A 23130-nucleotide genomic window follows, 5' to 3' on the forward strand; every position below is an offset into this window, starting at 1 on the left:
CGCACCCCCTCAGTCAGGAGAGACCGGTGTCAGACGTCCGTGTGATCATCCAACGCGATTCCGAGCGGGAAGAGCACGTGGTGACGACGGGCACGACGGCCGCCGAACTCTTCCCCGGACAGCGCACCGTCGTCGCCGCACGGGTCGACGGCGAGCTGCGTGACCTGGCGTACGCGCTGCGTGACGGCGAGGTCGTCGAGCCCGTGGAGATCTCCTCCGAGGACGGCCTGAACATCCTGCGCCACTCCACCGCGCACGTGATGGCGCAGGCGGTCCAGGAGCTCTTCCCCGAGGCCAAGCTGGGTATCGGCCCGCCGGTCAAGGACGGCTTCTACTACGACTTCGACGTGGAGAAGCCGTTCACGCCCGAGGACCTCAAGGCCGTCGAGAAGAAGATGCAGGAGATCCAGAAGCGGGGCCAGCGGTTCTCCCGCCGCGTCGTCACCGACGAGGCGGCCCGCGAGGAGCTCGCCGACGAGCCCTACAAGCTGGAACTCATCGGCATCAAGGGCTCCGCCTCCTCGGACGACGGCGCGGACGTCGAGGTGGGCGGCGGCGAGCTGACCATCTACGACAACCTCGACCCCAAGACCGGCGACCTGTGCTGGAAGGACCTCTGCCGGGGCCCGCACCTGCCCACCACCCGGTTCATCCCCGCGTTCAAGCTGATGCGGAACGCGGCGGCGTACTGGCGGGGCAGCGAGAAGAACCCGATGCTCCAGCGCATCTACGGCACCGCCTGGCCCACCAAGGACGAGCTCAAGGCGCACCTGGAGTTCCTGGAGGAGGCCGCCAAGCGCGACCACCGCAAGCTGGGCAACGAGCTGGACCTCTTCTCCTTCCCCGACGAGATCGGCCCCGGCCTCGCGGTCTTCCACCCCAAGGGCGGCGTCATCCGCCGGGCCATGGAGGACTACTCGCGGCGCCGCCACGAGGAGGAGGGCTACGAGTTCGTCTACAGCCCCCACGCCACCAAGGGCAAGCTCTTCGAGAAGTCCGGCCACCTGGACTGGTACGCCGACGGCATGTACCCCCCCATGCAGCTCGACGACGGGGTGGACTACTACCTCAAGCCGATGAACTGCCCGATGCACAACCTGATCTTCGACGCGCGCGGCCGCTCCTACCGTGAACTCCCGCTGCGCCTCTTCGAGTTCGGCACGGTGTACCGGTACGAGAAGTCGGGCGTCGTGCACGGCCTGACCCGCTCGCGGGGCTTCACCCAGGACGACGCGCACATCTACTGCACCCGGGAGCAGATGGCCGAGGAGCTGGACCGGACGCTCACCTTCGTCCTGAACCTGCTCCGGGACTACGGCCTGACCGACTTCTACCTGGAGCTGTCCACCAAGGACCCGGAGAAGTTCGTCGGCTCGGACGAGGCATGGGAGGAGGCCACCGAGACGCTGCGCCAGGTCGCCGAGAAGCAGGGACTCCCGCTGGTCCCGGACCCGGGCGGCGCCGCGTTCTACGGCCCGAAGATCTCGGTGCAGTGCAAGGACGCCATCGGCCGCACCTGGCAGATGTCGACCGTGCAGCTCGACTTCAACCTGCCCGAGCGCTTCGACCTGGAGTACACCGGCCCGGACGGCACCAAGCAGCGCCCGGTCATGATCCACCGTGCGCTGTTCGGTTCCATCGAGCGCTTCTTCGCGGTTCTGCTGGAGCACTACGCGGGCGCGTTCCCGGTGTGGCTGGCCCCGGTCCAGGCGGTCGGCATCCCGATCGGCGACACCCACGTCGAGTACCTCCAGGAGTTCGCCGCCGAGGCCCGGAAGAAGGGGCTGCGCGTCGAGGTGGACGCCTCCGCGGACCGGATGCAGAAGAAGATCCGCAACCACCAGAAGGCCAAGGTCCCCTTCATGGTCATCGTCGGTGACGACGACATGAACGCCGGCACGGTCTCCTTCCGCTACCGCGACGGTTCGCAGGAGAACGGCATCCCGCGCGACGAGGCCCTCGCGAAGATCGCGAAGGCCGTGGAGGACCGCGTACAGGTCTGATCCGCGGCCCGGCGAAGGCCCCCGGCGAGCTATCCGCCCGCCGGGGGCCTTCGCTCGTCCTCCCGGGAGAACACCTGGATCAGCCACGACGAGAACGACCCCGTCACCGCCCCCAGCAGTCCCAGCCCGCACGCCATGAGCCCCACCGCGACCACCCGGCCGGCCGGGGTGACGGGGGTGGCGTCCCCGTACCCCACCGTCGTCAGCGTCGCGCACGCCCACCACACGGCGTCGCCGAACGTGCGGATGGAGGCGCCCGGGGCGTCCCGTTCCTGCTGGTAGACGGCGAGGGAGGCGGCGAAGCCGAGCAGGACGGCCGCGACACCGGCGTAGGCCATCACCCGTGCGTACAGGCTCAGCCGGGGGTGCTCCCGGCGCTGCTGGACCGCCGTGTACAGGTGCACCACCCGCAGCGGGCGCAGCAGCGGCAGCAGGACGACGAGGGTGTCCAGCCCGTGCGAGCGGACGAAGCGCCGGCCCAGGCCGCTCAGCCGGACCCGCACGCCGTAGTCCAGGACGAACAGCAGCCAGACGGCGCCGACGAGGGCGGCGGCGAGGTCCCGCCAGAACCCGGCCCCGGCGGGGGCGAGGACGCGGACCGCGTAGCCGGCGAGGAAGAGGAGGGAAGCGGCGAGGAGGGGCACCTCCACGCGCTGTTCCCATTCCCTGAGCCGGCGGGGGGCGGGGGCGGCGGTGCGGTCGCTCATGGCGCCAGCATCGCGGGGCTCCGCCGGGGGCGCCCCCGGCGACACGCGCGGCGGGGGTGACGCAATATGCTGGCGGGCATGACGAGCGAGCCGGAACAGCAGATCGGAGTGGGGACGCCCGACGCCTTCCAGCGCCTGTGGACCCCCCACCGGATGGCCTACATCCAGGGCGAGAACAAGCCGAGCGGGCCGCTGGCCGGGGACGGCTGTCCGTTCTGCGTGATCCCCTCGAAGTCCGACGAGGACGGACTCGTCGTCGCGCGGGGCGAGAAGGTCTACGCCGTGCTGAACCTGTACCCGTACAACGGCGGGCACCTGATGGTCGTGCCCTACCGCCATGTCGCCGACTACACCGGGCTGGACGGGCCGGAGACGGTGGAACTGGCCGACTTCACCAAGCGGGCGATGACCGCGCTGCGGGCGGCGTCCGGGGCGCACGGATTCAACATCGGCATGAACCAGGGCGAGTCCGCCGGCGCGGGCATCGCCGCCCACCTGCACCAGCACGTGGTGCCGCGCTGGGGCGGGGACACCAACTTCATGCCGGTGGTCGGGCACACGAAGGTGCTGCCGCAGCTGCTCGGGGACACCCGGACGATGCTGGCCGCCGCATGGCCGGCCGGACCGCTGACGGTCTGAACCCGCGGTACGACCGGGAGGGGCGCCCCGCGCGGGGCGCCCCTCCCGTGCGCGCGGGCCCGGCCGCGCCGTCAGGCGTCGTAGACGTCGGCCTTCTTCGGGGCCGCCTCCTGGACCGCGCCGCTGAGGGCCATGGAGCGGCTGTCGAAACGGCTGGTGTCCACGCCGTGGTCCTTCAGGACCTGGATGGCCGCCGAGTGCACGACCCGCAGGATCGGGGTGGCCGCCCGCATCGCGTCGTCGGCCATGAAGCGGTGGCCCCAGGGCTTGGCCGCCCAGGCGTGGCGCAGCCCGAACGGCTCCGGAAGCACCATCTTCCCGCCGAGGTACTCCAGCAGGGGCGGGTACCAGGTGAGCGGGGCCCGCAGGGCGAGGCGGACCACCTCGTTCGCCTTGACCAGCGGCAGGGTGATCGAACGGGTCTCCCAGAACCGGACGGCCTTCTTCACCGTCTTCGTCTCGGCCGCGGGCTTGGTCAGGAAGAGCCCGTGCACGGGACCGAGCGCGTGTCCGGTGACCTCGATGCGCAGGGTCTCGTAGAGCACCGTCACGGTGATCAGCATGGTGATGACGAGCTGGCCGTCCCACAGGACGAACTGCACCCCCAGGTAATGCCGGTCCCCGCTGCTGAACTGCTGGTGGTTGCAGATCCGCTGGATCTCGTGCGGCTTGACCTGGAAGGTGGCGACGTCCTCGCCGGTGGGCCGCGTGACGGAGTCGGCGCCCTCCCCGACGGGGGAGACGATCCAGTGCTTCACGGACGGCTTGGTGAAGCCGCCCGTCTTCAGCGGGCCGCGCTCCAGCAGCTTGAGCTGGTCGTGGATGGCCTTGACCACGTCCCAGCTGTGGAAGTGGTGGAACTCCTTCGCGGGGTCGGCGGAGACGAGCTCCTCCGCGAGATGCCAGCTGCCCCAGCGGGTGCCCATGCCGAGGATGCCCTTGGCACCGGCGTAGAAGACGGAGTTGGACTGCTGTTCGGCGGCGAGCTTCTCCAGCCCCTGGCGCAGCGCCTCGCGCGCGGTCTCGTTGGGGTTCTTCGGAGCCGCCTCGGGGATCTTGGCGCTGATCCCGCCGCCGCTGAGCAGACCCTCCCAGCGCGCCCGCATGTCCTTGGCGGAGGCCTCGGCGATGCGTTTGGCGAGCAGCCAGCCGATGACCGGCGCGACCACGGCGGCACGCAGGTAGAGGGCGATGAGACCGGTCAGGGGCATGGCGATCAGGAAGACCACCGCGAGACCGCCGACGACGAGGAGCAGCAGGCCGCCGAGCGACCTGAACGCCTTGTCCTTGGACTTGGCGAAGGAGTCGCGCGCCCGGAAGGCCAGGACCCAGAGGAGGAAACCGGGCAGGAAGAGCACACCGCACAGGACGGTGACCAGGGTGAGCTTGACGTCACGCGCCCGGCGCAGCCGGGTCGCGGCCAGGCAGTGCTCGACGACGGTCTGCGGATCCGTCCCGAAGGACTGGATGAGCGCGGCCCGGCCACCGCCGAGCATCCGCTCCTGGACCGCCCGCGAGAACGCCTCACCGAAGTTCGGCTTGAAGTAATCGGATTTGAAGAGCTTCGAACTGCCCGGTTTCACCTCGGACTTGTGCCAGTCACTGTTGGCTTTGAGGATCTCCGTCACATCGCTGTCACGGTACGCGGCGGAGGCGAGGGCGTTGGTCGCCACCGCCTGCGCGCCCGCACCCTGGAGCGGGATCTGCGCTCCAGGAGAGAAGTCGAATCCGCTGTCGGCCATCGTCGCCCCCACTCGCCCGCACGGTCTGCTCCTGCGGCTGTTCCCAACTACCGTACGTCGCACACCTGCTGAATCGGGGCCAACATCCTGAGGGATGTCCTGGGATCCGCGGTGGACCGGCCTGCGGCGCCGGGCGGCGGGGGCCCTCCCGCGCCGTTCAGGCCGCGGGGGAGCGTCGCGGGACGGAGGGGCGTTCGCCTGCGTGGGGGGCGCCCCGGGCGTAGCCGCCGGGGGAGTACGCGGACGTTCCGGCGACGCCGCGAAGTGCCGTGACCGTCGTCGCGCGCCCGTCAGGGACCACGGGACAGCCCCGGGTGCCCCGGCCGGCGAGCGTGCGGGCCGAACGGTGCGACGGGGCGGACGACGCGACGCGACGGGGCGCGGGTACCCCTCCGGCCGGCGTGCCCGGCCCGAGCCGCCGGGCCGGGGCGTGGCCGGGCGGTTGACGTCAGTGCCCCTTGGTCAGGGCCTGCCGCGATATGCCGAGGCGCTCGGCGCGTTCGGGCGGCATGGGTTCGTGCCGGGCGTACGCCCGGTCGAAGCGGCCGGTGCCGTGCGTCAGGGAACGGAGGTCCACGGCGTACCGGTCGATCTCGATCTCGGGGACCTCGGCGCGCACGAGGACGCGGCCGTCGGATTCCTGTTCCGTACCGAGGACCCGGCCACGGCGTCCGGCGAGATCACCCATCACGGTGCCCGCATAGGCGTCGGGGACGGACACGCGGACCTGGGCCACCGGTTCGAGCAGCCGCAGGTCCGCCTCGACCGCGGCCTCGCGCAGCGCCGGCGCACCCGCCGCCCGGAAGGCGGCGTCGGAGGAGTCCACGGAGTGCGCCTTGCCGTCGAGCAGGGTGACCCGTACGTCCACCAGCGGGTAGCCGGCCGCCACCCCGCGGGCCGCCTGGCCGCGTACCCCCTTCTCCACGGAGGCGACGAACGGCCGGGGCACCGCGCCCCCGGTCACCCGGTCCGCGAACTCGACGCCCGAGCCGCAGGGGAGCGGCTCCACCTGGATCTCGCACACGGCGTACCGGCCGTGACCGCCGGACTGCCTGACCTGCCGCCCCCGGCCCCGGGCGCGCGAGGCGAACGTCTCACGCAGCGGGACGAGACGGGGGACCGCGTCGGCCCGGACGCCGTACCTCTCGCGCAGCCGCTCCAGGGCGAGACCCGCGTGGGCCTCGCCCATGCACCACAGGACGGTCTGCCCGGTCTCCGGGTCCCGCTCCAGACGCATACCGGTGTCCTCGGCGGCCATCCGCGCCAGGCCCTGGGAGAGCTTCCCCCCGTCGGCCCTGCCGTGGGCGCGTACCGCGAGCGGCAGCAGGGGCTCGGGGGCCGTCCACGGCCGGATCATCAGCGGATCGCCGGGCGGGGAGAGCGTGTCCCCGGTTCCGGCACCGTCCAGCCCGGACACCCGGACCAGGCCCCCGGCGGCATGCCGGCGGCGGCGCACTCCTGCCAGAGCCCCCGGGAGGCACCGGCCACGGCGTCCGCCTCCTGGGCCGCGGAGAGGACGAACAGAGCCGCGTCCGCCGCGCGCAGCCCCGCCCTGACCTCCCCGAGGAAGTCCGCGTACCCCGGGGTGTCCAGCAGGTTGACCCGGCATCCGCCCCGGTCGACGGGGACGACGGAGAGCTGTACGGAGCGGTGCCGGTGCGGCCCGTCGCCCCGTGGCCCCCGGTCCGGCCCGGCCGGGCGCCCGCCGTCCGCGCCAGCGCCTCCACCAGCGCGGTCTTGCCGGACCCGCTGTGGCCGACCAGCACCACGTTCCGTATCCGGGCGGGCGGCGGTACCGCCGCCGCGACCCCTTCGCCGGCCCCGGTGCGCGGCTGTGTCCTGTCGTCCATGACGCGTGCCTCCCGGTCGGTGGCGCCCGCCCGCCGGGCGGGCGAGCGGGGCACCGGCACAAGATCCGCCCGGGCGGCCCCGGCGGCGCCCACTCGTCGAGAGCCGGACGGCGGGAGGCGCGGCAGAAGAGGCGCGGCCCGGCCGCCGGACACTCTTCTCCGAGCTTTCCACCCCCGCCGGACGGCGTCCACATCTCAGGAGCGGCGCCCGGCCCCGGGCCGGGCGCCCGCCGGGGCGGGGTGCCCGGCCGTGGGGAGGGTCCGCTCGTGACTACGATGGGCCAGCCGGTGGCCGCAGGGGCCGCACGGCCCGCCGAACCTCGGGAAGGCCATGCTGAACAAGTACGCGCGTGCATTCTTTACGCGTGTCCTCACACCGTTCGCCGCTCTGCTGCTCCGGCTCGGGGTCAGTCCCGACGCGGTCACCCTCGTCGGCACGGCCGGGGTGATGGCAGGTGCGCTGGTCTTCTTCCCGATGGGGGAGTTCTTCTGGGGCACGATCGTCATCACGGTCTTCGTCTTCTCCGACCTGGTCGACGGGAACATGGCCCGGCAGGCCGGGATCTCCAGCCGGTGGGGCGCGTTCCTGGACTCCACGCTGGACCGCGTCGCCGACGGGGCGATCTTCGGCGGCTTCGCGCTCTGGTACGCGGGCGGCGGTGACAACGACGTGATGTGCGCGGTGTCGATCTTCTGCCTGGCCAGCGGCCAGGTCGTCTCGTACACCAAGGCGCGCGGCGAGTCGATCGGGCTGCCCGTCGCGGTGAACGGGCTGGTGGAGCGCGCCGAGCGGCTGGTCATCTCGCTGGTCGCCGCCGGCCTCGCCGGGCTGCACGCCTTCGGGGTGCCGGGCATCCAGGTCCTGCTGCCCGTCGCCCTGTGGATCGTGGCCGTGGGCAGCCTGGTCACGCTGGTCCAGCGGGTGGTGACCGTACGCCGGGAATCGGCCGAGGCCGACGCCGCGGCGGCCGCCGCCGGCGGCGCGGAGCAGGGGAGCGGGGCCGAGCGGTGAGCGGCGACGGCCCCGGGGTCCGGGACAGGCTGACCGACGGGCTCTACGGACTGGGCTGGAGCGCCGTCAAGACGCTCCCCGAGCCGGCCGCCCGCGCCCTCTTCAGGACCCTGGCCGACCAGGTGTGGAAGCGGCGCGGCACCGCCGTGCTGCGACTGGAGTCCAACCTGGCGCGGGTGGTGCCGGACGCGGACGCCGCCCGGCTCGCCGAGCTGTCGAAGGCCGGCATGCGCTCGTACATGCGCTACTGGATGGAATCGTTCCGGCTGCCCACCTGGGACCCGCGACGGATCAGGGAGTCGATCGACGTCCAGGACGCCCACCGGCTCACCGGGGGGCTCGACGCCGGCAAGGGCGTCATCCTGGCGCTGCCGCACCTGGGGAACTGGGACCTGGCGGGAGCCTGGGTCACCACCGGCCTGAAGGTGCCCTTCACCACGGTCGCCGAACGGCTGAAGCCGGAGAGCCTGTACGACCGGTTCGTGGCCTACCGGCAGGGACTCGGCATGGAGGTCCTCCCGCACAACGGGGGAACGGCCCTCGGCACGCTCGCCCGGCGGCTGCGCTCGGGCGGGCTGGTCTGCCTGGTCGCCGACCGGGACCTGTCGGCCTCCGGCGTCGAGGTGGACTTCTTCGGCGACACCGCGCGGATGCCCGCCGGGCCGGCCCTGCTCGCCCAGCAGACCGGCGCGCTGCTGCTGCCCGTCACCCTCTGGTACGACGGGACACCCGTCATGGGAGCCCGGGTCCACCCGCCGGTCCCCGTACCGGAGACGGGCACCCGGGCCGAGAAGACGTCCTCCATGACACAGGCGCTGGCCGACGCCTTCGCCACCGGGATCGCCGAGCACCCGGAGGACTGGCACATGCTGCAACGGCTCTGGCTCGCCGACCTGGAACCGCGCCCCGGCGGGGCGCCGCACGCCGGGCCGCGGGGCGCCGGTCCGGAACCGCGAGGGGAAGCGCCGTGAAGATCGGCATCGTCTGCCCGTACTCCTGGGACGTACCCGGCGGAGTGCAGTTCCACATCCGGGACCTGGCCGAACACCTGATCCGGCTCGGACACGAGGTGTCGGTGCTGGCGCCGGCCGACGACGAGACCCCGCTGCCGCCGTACGTCGTGTCCGCGGGCCGCGCCGTCCCCGTCCGGTACAACGGCTCGGTCGCCCGGCTGAACTTCGGCTTCCTGTCCGCCGCCCGGGTGCGGCGCTGGCTGCACGACGGCACCTTCGACGTCGTCCACATCCACGAGCCGACCTCGCCGTCCCTGGGACTGCTCACCTGCTGGGCGGCGCAGGGCCCCATCGTCGCCACCTTCCACACCTCCAACCCGCGCTCCCGGGCGATGATCGCCGCGTACCCGATCCTCCAGCCGGCGCTGGAGAAGATCAGCGCCCGGATCGCGGTCAGCGAGTACGCCCGCCGCACCCTGGTCGAACACCTGGGCGGCGACGCCGTGGTCATCCCCAACGGCGTCGACGTGGACTTCTTCGCCCGGGCCGAGCCCAAGGCCGAGTGGCAGGGCTCCACCCTCGGCTTCATCGGACGCATCGACGAACCCCGCAAGGGGCTGCCCGTCCTGATGAGGGCGCTCCCCGCGATCCTCACCGCACGCCCGGACGCCCGGCTGCTGGTGGCCGGCCGCGGTGACGAGGAGGAGGCGGTCGCCACGCTGCCCGCACCGATGCGTGAGCGCGTCGAGTTCCTCGGCATGGTCAGCGACGAGGACAAGGCCCGGCTGCTGCGCAGCGTCGACGTGTACGTCGCCCCCAACACCGGCGGCGAGAGCTTCGGCATCATCCTGGTCGAGGCCCTGTCGGCGGGCGCCCCCGTGCTCGCCAGCGACCTCGACGCCTTCGCCCAGGTCCTGGACCACGGCACGGCGGGGGACCTCTTCGCCAACGAGGACGCCGACGCACTGGCCGCGGCGGCGATCCGGCTCCTGGACGACCCGGCGCGCAGGGACGGGCTGCGGGAGCGGGGCAGCGCGCACGTCCGCCGGTTCGACTGGACGACGGTCGGCGCGGACATCCTCGCGGTGTACGAGACGGTGACCGACGGGGCCGCGGCGGTGGACACCGACGAACGCCCGGGGCTGCGCGGCCGGTTCGGCCTGGCCAGGGACTGAGTCCGGAGCCCGGCCCGGGAGCGGTCCGCCGGGCGGCGGCCGGCGGACCCGTGGTCCCGTGCGGTCAGGGGCCCGGCGGACCCGTGGTCCCGCGCGGTCCGGCGGCCAGGGTCCCGTGCGGCCCGGCGGTCCGGGGCGCGGGCCCCCGACGGTAGCCTTGCCGCCCGTGATCGAAACCCTCATCTGGATCGTCGTCGCGCTCGTCGCGATCGGCCTGTACCTCAGCTGGACCGCCGGCCGGCTCGACCGGCTCCACACCCGCATCGACGCGGCCCGCGCCGCCCTGGACGCGCAGTTGCTGCGCCGTGCCTCGGTCACCCAGGAGATCGCCACCTCCGGCGTCCTGGACCCCGCGGCCTCGATCGTCCTCTACGAGGCGGCGCACGCGGCCCGGCAGGCCGAGGAGGAGCGGCGCGAGGTCGCCGAGAGCGAGCTGAGCAGCGCGCTGCGGGCCGTGTTCGGCGAACCGGGGCAGGTCGAGGCGGTCAAGGACTTCCCCGGCGGGGACGAGGCCGCGGCCGAACTCGCCGCCGCCGTACGCCGCGTACCGATGGCACGGCGGTTCCACAACGACGCGGTGCGCGCCGCCCGGGCCCTGCGCTCCCACCGTACGGTCCGGCTGTTCCGGCTCGCCGGGCACGCGCCGTTCCCGCCGGCCGTCGAGATGGACGACGAGCCGCCGGTGGCGCTGGCGGACCGGCCGGGCAGCTGACGGGCCTTCGGCGCTAGGGCTCCCGGGGCGGGGCCCCGGGGCCGGGCTCCCGGAGCGGTGCGTTCCGGGGCGGGCTCTCCGGAGCGGTGTGTGCCGGGGCGGCACGGGGCGGCGCCCCGGAGCGGTGCGTTCCGCGGCCGGGCGTCCGGAAGCGGCCCCGGCGGCGGCAGGAAAACGATCCACCGGCTGTCCATTGGCCCTTGCTGTGGACTGCTCGCAAGGAGTTTCCTCAGCTCTGCGGCGGTCCGCGGCCCCAGGCCCGCGACCGCGGCATCCCGTGTCCCGCCACCCCAGTGAGGTCCCGTGTCCACGCTTCCCAGCACCCCGCAGTCCACCGACGCCCCCGCCACCGGCACCGCCCGGGTGAAGCGCGGCATGGCCGAGCAGCTCAAGGGCGGCGTGATCATGGACGTCGTCGACGCCGAGCAGGCGAAGATCGCCGAGGACGCGGGCGCCGTGGCCGTCATGGCCCTGGAGCGGGTGCCCGCCGACATCCGCAAGGACGGTGGGGTCGCCCGGATGTCCGACCCCGGCATGATCGAGGAGATCATCGGGGCCGTCTCCATCCCCGTCATGGCCAAGTCCCGTATCGGCCACTTCGTCGAGGCCCAGGTCCTCCAGTCGCTCGGTGTCGACTACATCGACGAGTCCGAGGTCCTCACCCCGGCCGACGAGGTCAACCACAGCGACAAGTTCGCCTTCACCACCCCCTTCGTCTGCGGCGCCACCAACCTCGGCGAGGCCCTCCGCCGTATCGCCGAAGGCGCCGCGATGATCCGCTCCAAGGGCGAGGCCGGCACCGGCAACGTCGTCGAGGCGGTCCGCCACCTGCGCCAGATCAAGAACGAGATCGCCCGTCTGCGCGGCTTCGACGACAACGAGCTGTACGCCGCCGCCAAGGACCTCCGCGCCCCCTACGAGCTGGTCAAGGAGGTCGCCGGGCTCGGCAGGCTGCCCGTCGTCCTCTTCTCGGCCGGCGGCGTCGCCACCCCCGCCGACGCGGCCCTGATGCGCCAGCTCGGCGCGGAGGGCGTCTTCGTGGGGTCGGGCATCTTCAAGTCCGGCGACCCCGCCAGGCGCGCCGCGGCCATCGTCAAGGCCACCACCTTCTACGACGACCCGAAGGTCGTCGCGGACGCCTCCCGCAACCTCGGCGAGGCCATGGTCGGCATCGACTGCGACACCCTGCCCGAGACCGAGCGCTACGCCAACCGCGGCTGGTAGGCACCCGGTGAACGACACCCCGGTCGTCGGAGTCCTGGCGCTCCAGGGCGACGTACGGGAGCACCTGACCGCCCTGACCGCGGCCGGCGCCGCGGCCAGGCCGGTCCGGCGGCCCGAGGAACTCGCCGAGGCCGACGGCCTGGTGCTGCCCGGCGGCGAGTCCACCACGATGTCCCGGCTGGCCGTCCTCTTCGGGATGATGGACCCGCTGCGTGAGCGGGTCGCCGCCGGGATGCCGGTCTACGGCACCTGCGCCGGGATGATCCTGCTCGCCGGCCGGATCCTGGACCCGCGGGCGGGCCAGGAGACCGTCGGCGGCATCGACATGACCGTGCGCCGCAACGCCTTCGGGCGGCAGAACGAGTCCTTCGAGGCGGCCGTCGACGTCGCCGGGGTGCCCGGCGGGCCGGTCGAAGGCGTCTTCATCCGGGCCCCCTGGGTGGAGTCCGTGGGCGCCGGCGCCGATGTCCTGGCGGTGTACGGAGGGCATGCCGTCGCCGTACGGCAGGCGAACGCCCTGGCGACGTCGTTCCACCCCGAGCTCACGGGGGACCACCGGATGCACGGGCTCTTCGTCGACATGGTGCGCGCCGTGGGCTGATCCGATCCCGGTAGGATCTCTCGGGTTCGGATCGATTTTGGTGACGCGAAGGAGAAGGCAGATGTCCGGCCACTCTAAATGGGCTACGACGAAGCACAAGAAGGCCGTGATCGACGCCAAGCGCGGCAAGCTCTTCGCGAAGATGATCAAGAACATCGAGGTCGCGGCCCGCACGGGCGGCGCCGACGTGTCCGGTAACCCGACCCTTTTCGACGCCATCCAGAAGGCCAAGAAGAGCTCGGTCCCGAACAAGAACATCGACTCCGCCGTCAAGCGCGGCGCCGGCCTGGAGGCCGGCGGTGCCGACTACGAGACGATCATGTACGAGGGCTACGGACCGAACGGTGTCGCGGTGCTCATCGAGTGCCTCACCGACAACCGCAACCGGGCCGCCTCCGACGTCCGTGTCGCCATGACCCGCAACGGCGGCTCCATGGCCGACCCGGGCTCGGTCTCGTACCTGTTCAACCGCAAGGGCGTCGTCATCGTCCCCAAGGGCGAGCTGACCGAGGACGACGTCCTCGGCGCCGTCCTCGACGCGGGCGCCGAGGAGGTCAACGACCTCGGTGACACCTTCGAGGTGCTCAGCGAGGCCACCGACATGGTCGCGGTCCGCACCGCGCTCCAGGACGCCGGCATCGACTACGACTCGGCCGAGGCCAACTTCGTCCCGACCATGCAGGTCGAACTGGACGAGGAGGGCGCGCGCAAGATCTTCAAGCTGATCGACGCGCTGGAGGACAGCGACGACGTGCAGAACGTCTTCGCCAACTTCGACGTCTCCGACGAGGTCATGGAGAAGGTCGACGCCTGAGAGGCGCGGGCACGGCGGAACGGCGGGCCGGCGGGGACACACCCCGCCGGCCCGTCCCGTTGTCGGTGCGAGCCGATAGCCTGCTGGAACAGTTGACCGAGCGTACGGGCAGTGAGGACGAGGGGGCTCCATGCGGGTACTCGGCGTGGACCCGGGGCTGACCCGGTGCGGTGTGGGCGTCGTCGAAGGCGTCGCGGGCCGGCCGCTGACGATGGCGGGCGTCGGCGTGGTGCGCACCCCGCCCGACATGGGGCTCGCCCACCGGCTGGTCGCCGTCGAGCGGGGCATCGAGCAGTGGCTCGACGAACACCGCCCGGACTGCGTCGCGGTGGAGCGCGTCTTCAGCCAGCACAACGTCCGCACGGTCATGGGCACCGCCCAGGCCAGCGCGGTCGCCATGCTCTGCGCGGCCCGCCGGGACATCCCCGTCGCCCTGCACACCCCCAGCGAGGTCAAGGCCGCCGTCACCGGGTCCGGCCGCGCCGACAAAGCCCAGGTCGGGGCCATGGTGACGCGGCTGCTCCGACTCGACGCACCGCCGAAACCGGCCGACGCCGCCGACGCGCTCGCCCTCGCCATCTGCCACATCTGGCGCGCGCCCGCGCAGAACCGCCTGCAGCAGGCCGTCGCCGCCCACCGCACGCTGAAAGGCCGCCCCGCATGATCGCCTTCGTCTCGGGCCCGGTTGCCGCCCTCGCCCCGACCACCGCCGTGATCGAGGTCGGCGGCATCGGCATGGCCCTCCAGTGCACCCCGGCCACCCTCGCCGGCCTGCGGATCGGGCAGGAGGCCAGGCTCGCCGCCTCCCTCGTCGTACGCGAGGACTCCCTCACCCTCTACGGCTTCGCCGACGACGACGAGCGGCAGGTCTTCGAGCTGCTCCAGACCGCCAGCGGCGTCGGACCGAGGCTCGCCCAGGCGATGCTCGCCACCCACAGCCCCGACGCCCTGCGCGTCGCCGTCGCCACCGGGGACGAGAAGGCGCTCACCGCCGTGTCCGGCATCGGCAAGAAGGGCGCCCAGAAGCTCCTTCTGGAGCTGAAGGACCGGCTGGGTGAACCGGTCGGCGCGCGCATCGGGCAGCAGGGGACCGGCACCGGCGCCCCCTCCTCCTGGCGCGACCAGCTCCAGGCCGCCCTGATCGGCCTCGGATACGCCACCCGCGAGGCCGACGAAGCGGTGACGGCGGTGACGCCGCAGGCCGAGGCGGCCGTCGCCGAGGGCGCGGCCCCGCCCGTGCCGCAGCTGCTGCGGGCCGCGCTCCAGACCCTCAACCGGGCGCGCTGACCCCGAACCGCGCACCCGGCCGCACGCACCTTCGAACCCCACGCATCCCTGAACCCCACGCACCTTCGAACCGCACACCCGACCGCACACCCCGACCGTCCCCGGACCGCGCACCCCGGCCGCGCCCAGCGGCCGGGCCGCGTCCGCCGGCCGGGACACCGCACGGCCGACACCGAAACACCCGAGGCGGGACACACGATGAACTGGGACGAGACCGGGCCCGACACCGGCGACCTGACGGACGAGCGGCTCCAGGACCGGCTGGTTGACGCCGGGGCCGACGGCGAGGACACCGCCGTCGAAGCCGCCCTGCGCCCCAAGGACCTCGACGAGTTCGTCGGCCAGGAGAAGGTCCGCGAACAGCTCGACCTGGTCCTCAAGGCCGCCAGGGCCCGCGGTGCCACCGCCGACCACGTCCTGCTCTCCGGCGCCCCCGGGCTCGGCAAGACCACCCTGTCCATGATCATCGCCGCCGAGATGAACGCACCGATCCGCATCACCTCCGGCCCCGCCATCCAGCACGCCGGCGACCTCGCCGCGATCCTCTCCTCGCTCCAGGAGGGCGAGGTCCTCTTCCTCGACGAGATCCACCGCATGTCACGGCCCGCCGAGGAGATGCTCTACATGGCGATGGAGGACTTCCGCGTCGACGTCATCGTCGGAAAGGGCCCCGGCGCCACCGCCATCCCCCTGGAACTCCCGCCGTTCACCCTCGTCGGCGCCACCACCAGGGCCGGACTGCTGCCGCCCCCGCTCCGCGACCGCTTCGGCTTCACCGCGCACATGGAGTTCTACGCCCCCGCCGAACTCGAACGCGTCATCCACCGCTCCGCCGGCCTGCTCGACGTGGCCATAGACCCCCAGGGGGCCGCCGAGATCGCCGGGCGCTCCCGCGGCACCCCCCGCATCGCCAACCGGCTGCTGCGCCGCGTCCGCGACTACGCCCAGGTCAAGGCCGAGGGCCGGATCGACCGGGACATCGCGGCGGCCGCCCTGCGGGTGTACGAGGTCGACGAACGCGGCCTGGACCGGCTGGACCGCGCGGTGCTCCAAGCCCTGCTGAAACTCTTCGGCGGCGGGCCCGTCGGCCTGTCCACGCTCGCGGTGGCGGTGGGGGAGGAGCGGGAGACGGTCGAGGAGGTCGCCGAGCCCTTCCTCGTACGGGAGGGACTGCTGGCCAGGACACCGCGCGGCCGGGTCGCCACCCCCGCCGCCTGGGCACATCTGGGTCTCACGGCCCCGCAGGGCGGCGCAATGGGACAACAGGGCCTGTTCGGGGCGTGATGTGTCACAGGTTTTCCCGGAGGGGAACCAGGGTGTCATGCTGGGCGTTGTTCCAATGATGCGGACTCGCTTAGACTCCGCCGATGCCGCCCGTACCGGGCTGGTGTACCCACCCCCGTAGTCAAGGCCGTGCCAGCGCGGTCGTGCGAAGGAAGTACCGTCCCGTGAGTATCGTGACCCTCCTCCCCTTCATCGTGCTCATCGGGGCCATGTTCCTGATGACCCGGTCCGCCAAGAAGAAGCAGCAGGCGGCTGTGCAGATGCGCGACGAGATGCAGCCCGGCACCGGCGTCCGCACGATCGGAGGCATGTACGCCACCGTCAAGGAGATCCAGCAGGACACGGTGCTGCTGGAGGTCGCGCCCGGCGTCCACGCCGTCTACGCCAAGAACGCCATCGGCGCCGTCCTCGAGGACGCGGAGTACAACCGCATCGTCCACGGCGACGAGGACCTGAGCGTCGAGGGCGCGGTCGTCCCCGACGACGCCTCCTCCCTCACCGACGGCCCGGACGACTCCGGCGACGCGAAGATCGACCTCGGCAAGAAGACCGAGAGCGACGCCGCGCCGAAGGACGCCAAGGGCGACGAGGACGGCTCCAAGTAGTTCGACGATCCAGGGACGCCGGACACCCGCGGGTGTCCGGCGTCCCTGGGGCAGTGCGGTCTTCTGCGGGGCGGGGTCCCCACACCACTTCATGGCCGCTCGGGCCCGTACCCGGCGCGGAGCGGTTGGACAGGGAGAAACGAGAAGGTGGCAGTTCCGAAGAAGGGCAAAGGGCGCGCCGGCGGTCAGAGCAGGCCGGGGCGCGCCCTGGCCCTGATCCTGATCGCCATGGTCGCGCTCACCGGCGGGATGTTCTTGTCCGGCCACACCACGCCTCGGCTTGGTATCGACCTGGCAGGCGGTACGTCGATCACACTCAAGGCGAAGAGCCAGCCCGGCAAGCCTGAGGCGATCAACGAGACCAACATGAACACGGCTGTCGAGATCATCGAGCGCCGCGTCAACGGTCTGGGCGTGTCCGAGGCCGAGGTGCAGACCCAGGGCGCCTCGAACATCATCGTCAACATCCCCAAGGGGACGAACTCCGCGCAGGCCCGCGAGCAGGTCGGCACCACCGCGCAGCTCTACTTCCGGCCGGTGCTCTCCGTGACCGGCGGGGAACCGACGCCCACCGGGACCGCCAGCCCTTCCGCGTCCGGCTCCCCGGCCCCGTCGGCGGAGCCCGGCGACAAGGAGACCGCCTCCGGCTCCGAGGCCACGCCCTCCTCGTCCGCCACCACGCAGGGCCGTGCCGTGACCGGCGGCCTGAAGCAGGACGGCTCGCCCACCCCGGCCGCCGGTGACGCCTCCGGCGACGCCGCCGCGACCCCCGCGGCGTCCCAGACGCCCGACGCCGCGACCGCCGCGCTGGAGAAGAAGTTCACCGAGCTGGACTGCACCGACGAGAAGGCCCGGGTCGCGGCCGGCGACGGCGTCAAGCCCGAGGACCCCACCGTCGCGTGCAGCTCCGAGGGTGACGCCAAGTACCTCCTCGGCCCCGCCGAGGTCTCCGGTACGGACGTCGACGACGCCAAGGGGCAGTTCGACCAGCAGCGGGGCATCTGGCTCGTCTCGATGGAGTTCACCGACAAGGGCTCCAAGAAGTTCCAGACGATCACCAAGAAGCTCTCCGCCCAGCAGTCGCCGCAGAACCAGTTCGCGATCTCCCTCGACGGCGAGGTCGTCTCCGCGCCCCAGGTCAACGAGACCCTGAGCGGCAGCGCCGAGATCTCCGGCAGCTTCACCCAGCAGTCCGCCGAGGACCTGGCCAACGTGCTGTCCTACGGCGCGCTCCCGCTGTCCTTCAGCGAGGACACGGTCACCACCGTCACCGCCGCCCTGGGCGGCGAGCAGCTGGAAGCCGGTCTGATCGCCGGTGCGATCGGCCTGGCCCTCGTGGTGATCTACCTGGTCGCCTACTACCGCGGCCTGGCGCTCATCGCGCTCCTGAGCCTCCTGGCCTCCGGCATCCTCAGCTACACGATCATGGCGCTGCTCGGCCCGGCCATCGGCTTCGCGCTGAACCTCCCCGCCGTCTGCGGCGCCATCGTGGCGATCGGTATCACGGCGGACTCGTTCATCGTCTACTTCGAACGGGTCCGGGACGAGATCCGCGAGGGCCGCACGCTGCGCCCCGCCGTCGAGCGCGGCTGGCCGCGTGCCCGGCGCACCATCCTGGTGTCCGACTTCGTGTCGTTCCTCGCCGCCGCGGTGCTCTTCCTGGTCACGGTCGGCAAGGTGCAGGGCTTCGCCTTCACCCTCGGCCTCACCACCCTGCTCGACGTCGTCGTGGTGTTCCTCTTCACCAAGCCCCTGCTGACGCTCATGGCGCGCACCAAGTTCTTCTCCAGCGGCCACCCGTGGTCCGGTCTGGACCCCAAGCGCCTCGGAGCGAAGCCGCCGCTGCGCCGTTCACGCCGTGTCTCCGCCCCCACCGACCACCCGAAGGAGGCGTGAGATGTCGCGACTCGGCAATCTCGGCGCCCGGCTCTACCGAGGCGAGGTCGGCTACGACTTCATCGGCAAGCGCAAGATCTGGTACGGCGTCTCGATCCTGATCACCATCACGGCCATCCTCGGCCTGGCGGTCAGCGGCCTGAACATGGGCATCGAGTTCAAGGGCGGTGCCGTCTTCACGACCGACACCAAGGCCAAGGTCTCGGTCTCCCAGGCCCACGAGGACGCGGTGGAGGCATCGGGCCACGAGGCGATCGTCCAGGAGCTCGGCAACGGCGGACTCCGGATCCAGATCACCGAGGTCGACACCGCCAAGGCCGACCAGATCAAGACCCAGCTCTCCGAGGACCTCGGCATCCCCGAGGAGCAGATCAACGCGGACCTCGTCGGACCCAGCTGGGGCGCGCAGATCGCCAACAAGGCCTGGACCGGCCTCGGCATCTTCATGATCCTGGTGGTCGTCTACCTCGCCATCGCCTTCGAGTGGCGCATGGCCGTCGCCGCGCTCATCGCGCTGATCCACGACATCACCATCACGGTCGGTGTCTACGCCCTGGTCGGCTTCGAGGTCACCCCGGGCACCGTGATCGGTCTGCTGACCATCCTCGGTTACTCCCTCTACGACACGGTCGTCGTCTTCGACAGCCTGAAGGAGGGCACCAAGGACATCACCAAGCAGACCCGCTGGACGTACAGCGAGATCGCCAACCGCTCCATCAACAGCACCCTGGTGCGTTCCATCAACACCACCGTGGTGGCGCTGCTGCCGGTCGCCGGCCTGCTCTTCATCGGCGGCGGCGTCCTCGGCGCCGGCATGCTGAACGACATCTCGCTGTCGCTCTTCGTCGGTCTCGCCGCCGGCGCCTACTCCTCGATCTTCATCGCCACCCCGCTGGTCGCCGACCTGAAGGAACGCGACCCGCAGATCAAGGCGCTGAAGAAGCGGATCCTCGCCAAGCGCGCCGCGGCCGCGGCCAAGGGCGAGAGCGAGGAGGCGGGGCAGGAGCCGTCCTTCGACGGCGCCCCGGACGCACCCGAGGCCGCGGTCGTCGGCCAGCGCCGTCAGCCCAGGGGCAACGGCCGGACCCCGGGGAACCGCCGATGACCGCCATGGCCGCCGCGTCGGTCCGCGAACTGCTGCTCAGCCGGATCCGTGACGTACCGGACTATCCGAAGCCGGGCGTGGTGTTCAAGGACATCACCCCGCTGCTCGCGGACCCGGCCGCCTTCACCGCGCTGACCGACTTCTTCGCGGAGCTGTGCGTGGAGCACGGAGCGACCAAGATCGCCGGCCTCGAGGCCCGCGGTTTCATCCTGGCCGCACCGGTCGCGGTCCGGGCGGGCATAGGGTTCGTGCCCGTCCGCAAGGCCGGCAAGCTGCCCGGAGCCACCCTCGGCCAGGCGTACGAGCTGGAGTACGGCACCGCCGAGATCGAGATCCACGCCGAGGACCTGTCCGCCGACGACCGGGTCATGGTCATCGACGACGTCCTGGCCACCGGCGGCACCGCCGGGGCGTCGCTGGAGCTGATCCGGCGGGCCGGGGCCCAGGTCGCCGGGGTCGCGGTCCTGATGGAGCTCGGCTTCCTCCCCGGCCGCGCCCGGCTGGAGACCGTTCTGCGGGACGCCCCGCTGGAGGCGCTGATCACCGTCTGACCGCACCGCGCACGACGTACGCGGTCCAGGCTGTCGAGCCGAGCCGACGGGCACCCGGGGAACACCGGGTGCCCGTCGGGCGTTGTGCGAGCCATCGGTGCCCTTCGCCGCCGGAGGAGCCCCGCGGCGGGGACCCGCCGCAGGCACCGGCGGGCACGGGCCGTACGTCCCCGGGCGAGGCCCCGCCGGGCGGTCGATACCATGGGCTTTCCGGGTAGCCCGGATCCGCACGAGGAGCGCTCTTGCCAGACGAGGTCCGTCCAGTCGCCGCCGCGCAGCCCGACAAGCCCGCGGCGGAATCCGCCACGCCCTCCGAGGAGGCGCGGCCCGCCCCGGCGGCCGGGTCCGGCCCGGCCCGGCCCGCGGACGACCGGGCGGAGCCCGCCCCCGGGACCGCGGCACGGGTGGACCCGGCGCGGGGCCCCAAGCCCCCCGCCCCCGACCCCGCGGTGCCCCCGGCCGCCCCCGGCGCCGCCCAGCCGCCGGTACCGGCCGCCCCCCGGCCGGCCGCGCCCAAGCCGCCGCCCCCGGCCCCCGCGCCGCCCGTGCGCTCCGGCGGCTCCTCCAGCCGGGTGCGGGCCCGCCTCGCCCGGCTCGGCGTGCAGCGCTCCAGCCCGTACAACCCGGTCCTGGAACCGCTCCTGCGGACCGTGCGCGGCAACGACCCCAAGATCGAGAGCGCCACGCTGCGCCAGATCGAGAAGGCGTACCAGGTCGCCGAGCGCTGGCACCGCGGCCAGAAGCGCAAGAGCGGCGACCCCTACATCACGCACCCGCTCGCCGTCACCACGATCCTCGCCGAGCTCGGCATGGACCCGGCGACGCTGATGGCCGGACTGCTCCACGACACGGTCGAGGACACCGAGTACGGCCTGGACACCCTGCGCAAGGACTTCGGCGACCAGGTCGCCCTGCTGGTCGACGGGGTCACCAAGCTGGACAAGGTGAAGTTCGGCGAGGCCGCGCAGGCCGAGACCGTCCGCAAGATGGTCGTCGCCATGGCCAAGGACCCCCGGGTCCTGGTCATCAAGCTGGCCGACCGGCTGCACAACATGCGCACCATGCGCTACCTCAAGCGGGAGAAGCAGGAGAAGAAGGCCCGCGAGACCCTTGAGATCTACGCGCCCCTCGCCCACCGCCTGGGCATGAACACCATCAAGTGGGAACTGGAGGACCTCGCCTTCGCGATCCTCTACCCCAAGATGTACGACGAGATCGTCCGCCTCGTCGCCGAACGCGCCCCCAAGCGCGACGAGTACCTCGCCGTGGTGACCGACGAGGTGCAGGCCGACCTGCGCGCCGCCCGGATCAAGGCGACCGTCACCGGCCGGCCCAAGCACTACTACAGCGTCTACCAGAAGATGATCGTGCGGGGCAGGGACTTCGCCGAGATCTACGACCTGGTGGGCATCCGCGTCCTCGTCGACACCGTCCGCGACTGCTACGCGGCGCTCGGCACCGTCCACGCCCGGTGGAACCCGGTGCCGGGACGGTTCAAGGACTACATCGCGATGCCCAAGTTCAACATGTACCAGTCGCTGCACACCACGGTGATCGGCCCCAGCGGCAAGCCCGTCGAACTCCAGATCCGTACGTTCGACATGCACCGCCGTGCCGAGTACGGCATCGCCGCCCACTGGAAGTACAAGCAGGAGGCCGTCGCCGGGGCGTCCAAGGTACGAACCGACGTGCCCAGGAACACCGGCGGAGGCCGGAGCCAGGACACCGTCAACGACATGGCGTGGCTGCGCCAGCTCCTGGACTGGCAGAAGGAGACCGAGGACCCCAGCGAGTTCCTGGAGTCCCTGCGCTTCGACCTCTCACGCAACGAGGTCTTCGTCTTCACGCCCAAGGGCGACGTCATAGCGCTGCCCGCCGGCGCCACACCCGTCGACTTCGCCTACGCCGTCCACACCGAGGTCGGCCACCGGACCATAGGGGCACGGGTCAACGGACGGCTCGTACCACTGGAGTCGACCCTGGACAACGGCGACCTGGTGGAGGTCTTCACCTCCAAGGCCGCCGGCGCGGGCCCCTCCCGGGACTGGCTCCAGTTCGTCAAGTCGCCCCGGGCACGCAACAAGATCCGGGCCTGGTTCTCCAAGGAACGGCGCGACGAGGCGATCGAGCAGGGCAAGGACGCCATCGCGCGGGCCATGCGCAAGCAGAACCTGCCGATCCAGCGGATCCTGACCGGCGACTCCCTGGTCACCCTCGCCCACGAGATGCGCTACCCCGACATCTCCTCGCTCTACGCGGCGATCGGCGAGGGCCATGTCGCGGCGGCCGGTGTCGTCCAGAAGCTGGTCCAGGCACTGGGCGGCGAGGACGCGGCCAACGAGGACCTGGCGGAGAGCTCACCGCCCTCGCACGGCCGCGGCAAGCGCCGCAGCAAGGCGGACCCGGGCGTGGTCGTCAAGGGCGTGGAGGACGTCTGGGTCAAGCTGGCCCGCTGCTGCACACCGGTCCCCGGCGACCCGATCATCGGCTTCGTCACCCGGGGCAGCGGGGTGTCGGTGCACCGGGCGGACTGCGTCAACGTGGACTCGCTCTCGCAGCAGCCCGAGCGGATCCTCGACGTCGCGTGGGCGCCCACCCAGTCCTCGGTCTTCCTGGTCGCCATCCAGGTCGAGGCGCTGGACCGCTCGCGACTGCTCTCCGACGTCACCCGCGTCCTGTCCGACCAGCACGTCAACATCCTCTCGGCGGCCGTCCAGACCTCCCGCGACCGGGTGGCCACCTCGCGCTTCACCTTCGAGATGGGCGACCCGAAGCACCTGGGCCACGTCCTGAAGGCCGTACGGGGCGTGGAGGGCGTCTACGACGTCTACCGGGTGACCTCGGCCCGACGGCCCTGACACCGGGGGTCCGAGGGACGGCCCGGCGGGATCGGGGCCGGACCCGGCCCCGGACGTGGCGGACGACGCGGGAGGGCTCCCGCACACCGTGTGCGGGAGCCCTCCTCTGCCT

19 protein-coding genes and 1 pseudogene are annotated in these 23130 nt (G+C 72.2%); 17 read left to right on the top strand and 3 right to left on the bottom strand.

Annotated features, from left to right (window positions below; translation table 11 throughout):
* Positions 1–26 precede the first annotated feature (26 nt).
* Positions 27–2003, top strand: a complete 1977-nt coding sequence (gene thrS, locus CP967_RS28730; protein ID WP_150490753.1) for a threonine--tRNA ligase — start codon at positions 27–29, stop codon at positions 2001–2003.
* Positions 2004–2032: 29 nt separating this feature from the next.
* On the opposite strand, the gene CP967_RS28735 is transcribed toward thrS, so the two are convergent.
* Positions 2033–2710: a potassium channel family protein gene (locus CP967_RS28735; protein ID WP_150490754.1), complete on the bottom strand. Its 678-nt coding sequence runs from the start codon at positions 2708–2710 to the stop codon at positions 2033–2035.
* Between the two features lie 66 nt (positions 2711–2776).
* Here CP967_RS28735 and CP967_RS28740 point away from each other — a divergent pair, with 66 nt between their 5' ends.
* Positions 2777–3349, top strand: coding sequence for an HIT family protein (locus CP967_RS28740; RefSeq protein ID WP_150490755.1), 573 nt, complete (start codon positions 2777–2779; stop codon positions 3347–3349).
* A gap of 71 nt (positions 3350–3420) precedes the next feature.
* Here the strand turns inward: CP967_RS28740 and CP967_RS28745 are convergent, their stop codons facing one another.
* Both CP967_RS28745 and CP967_RS28750 read right to left on the bottom strand, forming a co-directional pair.
* Positions 3421–5091, bottom strand: a complete 1671-nt coding sequence (locus tag CP967_RS28745) for a hypothetical protein (protein WP_150490756.1) — start codon at positions 5089–5091, stop codon at positions 3421–3423.
* A gap of 448 nt (positions 5092–5539) precedes the next feature.
* A pseudogene (locus CP967_RS28750) lies at positions 5540–6941 on the bottom strand (GTP-binding protein).
* 331 nt (positions 6942–7272) lie between these two features.
* On the opposite strand from CP967_RS28750, the gene pgsA reads away from it, so the two are divergent.
* The 15 genes from pgsA (at position 7273) to CP967_RS28825 (ending at position 23018) form a co-directional block, all read left to right on the top strand.
* Positions 7273–7953, top strand: coding sequence for a phosphatidylinositol phosphate synthase (gene pgsA, locus CP967_RS28755; protein WP_150490757.1), 681 nt, complete (start codon positions 7273–7275; stop codon positions 7951–7953).
* The gene (locus CP967_RS28760) at positions 7950–8924 is read left to right on the top strand and encodes a phosphatidylinositol mannoside acyltransferase (protein WP_150490758.1); all 975 of its coding nucleotides are present in this window, start codon (positions 7950–7952) and stop codon (positions 8922–8924) included. Before pgsA ends, CP967_RS28760 begins: the two co-directional genes overlap by 4 nt.
* The gene (locus CP967_RS28765; protein ID WP_150490759.1) at positions 8921–10081 is read left to right on the top strand and encodes a glycosyltransferase family 4 protein; all 1161 of its coding nucleotides are present in this window, start codon (positions 8921–8923) and stop codon (positions 10079–10081) included. Before CP967_RS28760 ends, CP967_RS28765 begins: the two co-directional genes overlap by 4 nt.
* A 166-nt stretch (positions 10082–10247) precedes the next feature.
* Positions 10248–10793 (top strand): hypothetical protein, encoded by a 546-nt coding sequence (locus tag CP967_RS28770; protein ID WP_150490760.1) that lies wholly within the window; start codon positions 10248–10250, stop codon positions 10791–10793.
* 303 nt (positions 10794–11096) lie between these two features.
* Positions 11097–12017 (top strand): pyridoxal 5'-phosphate synthase lyase subunit PdxS, encoded by a 921-nt coding sequence (gene pdxS, locus CP967_RS28775; protein ID WP_150490761.1) that lies wholly within the window; start codon positions 11097–11099, stop codon positions 12015–12017.
* Positions 12018–12024: 7 nt separating this feature from the next.
* Positions 12025–12618 (top strand): pyridoxal 5'-phosphate synthase glutaminase subunit PdxT, encoded by a 594-nt coding sequence (gene pdxT, locus CP967_RS28780; RefSeq protein ID WP_150490762.1) that lies wholly within the window; start codon positions 12025–12027, stop codon positions 12616–12618.
* A gap of 61 nt (positions 12619–12679) precedes the next feature.
* Complete coding sequence (locus CP967_RS28785) at positions 12680–13432, top strand: YebC/PmpR family DNA-binding transcriptional regulator (RefSeq protein ID WP_150490763.1); 753 nt, start codon at positions 12680–12682, stop codon at positions 13430–13432.
* Between the two features lie 130 nt (positions 13433–13562).
* Positions 13563–14096, top strand: coding sequence for a crossover junction endodeoxyribonuclease RuvC (ruvC, locus tag CP967_RS28790; RefSeq protein ID WP_150490764.1), 534 nt, complete (start codon positions 13563–13565; stop codon positions 14094–14096).
* A complete protein-coding gene (gene ruvA, locus CP967_RS28795; RefSeq protein ID WP_150490765.1) occupies positions 14093–14719 on the top strand; it encodes a Holliday junction branch migration protein RuvA in 627 nt (208 codons plus the stop codon). Before ruvC ends, ruvA begins: the two co-directional genes overlap by 4 nt.
* A 198-nt stretch (positions 14720–14917) precedes the next feature.
* Positions 14918–16003 (top strand): Holliday junction branch migration DNA helicase RuvB, encoded by a 1086-nt coding sequence (gene ruvB / locus CP967_RS28800; protein WP_150490766.1) that lies wholly within the window; start codon positions 14918–14920, stop codon positions 16001–16003.
* A gap of 164 nt (positions 16004–16167) precedes the next feature.
* Entirely contained in the window at positions 16168–16608 is a 441-nt protein-coding gene (gene yajC / locus CP967_RS28805; protein WP_150490767.1) for a preprotein translocase subunit YajC, read from the top strand.
* A 147-nt stretch (positions 16609–16755) separates the two neighbouring features.
* Positions 16756–18504: a protein translocase subunit SecD gene (gene secD, locus CP967_RS28810; protein WP_150490768.1), complete on the top strand. Its 1749-nt coding sequence runs from the start codon at positions 16756–16758 to the stop codon at positions 18502–18504.
* A 1-nt stretch (position 18505) separates the two neighbouring features.
* Positions 18506–19609: a protein translocase subunit SecF gene (secF, locus tag CP967_RS28815; protein ID WP_150490769.1), complete on the top strand. Its 1104-nt coding sequence runs from the start codon at positions 18506–18508 to the stop codon at positions 19607–19609.
* A 5-nt stretch (positions 19610–19614) separates the two neighbouring features.
* On the top strand, positions 19615–20160 hold the full coding sequence (locus tag CP967_RS28820; protein WP_373300381.1) for an adenine phosphoribosyltransferase: 546 nt from the start codon (positions 19615–19617) through the stop codon (positions 20158–20160).
* A gap of 242 nt (positions 20161–20402) precedes the next feature.
* Positions 20403–23018 (top strand): RelA/SpoT family protein, encoded by a 2616-nt coding sequence (locus CP967_RS28825; RefSeq protein WP_150490771.1) that lies wholly within the window; start codon positions 20403–20405, stop codon positions 23016–23018.
* The last annotated feature ends 112 nt before the right edge of the window (positions 23019–23130 follow it).

This window comes from Streptomyces nitrosporeus (genome assembly GCF_008704555.1).
Taxonomy (GTDB): domain Bacteria; phylum Actinomycetota; class Actinomycetes; order Streptomycetales; family Streptomycetaceae; genus Streptomyces; species Streptomyces nitrosporeus.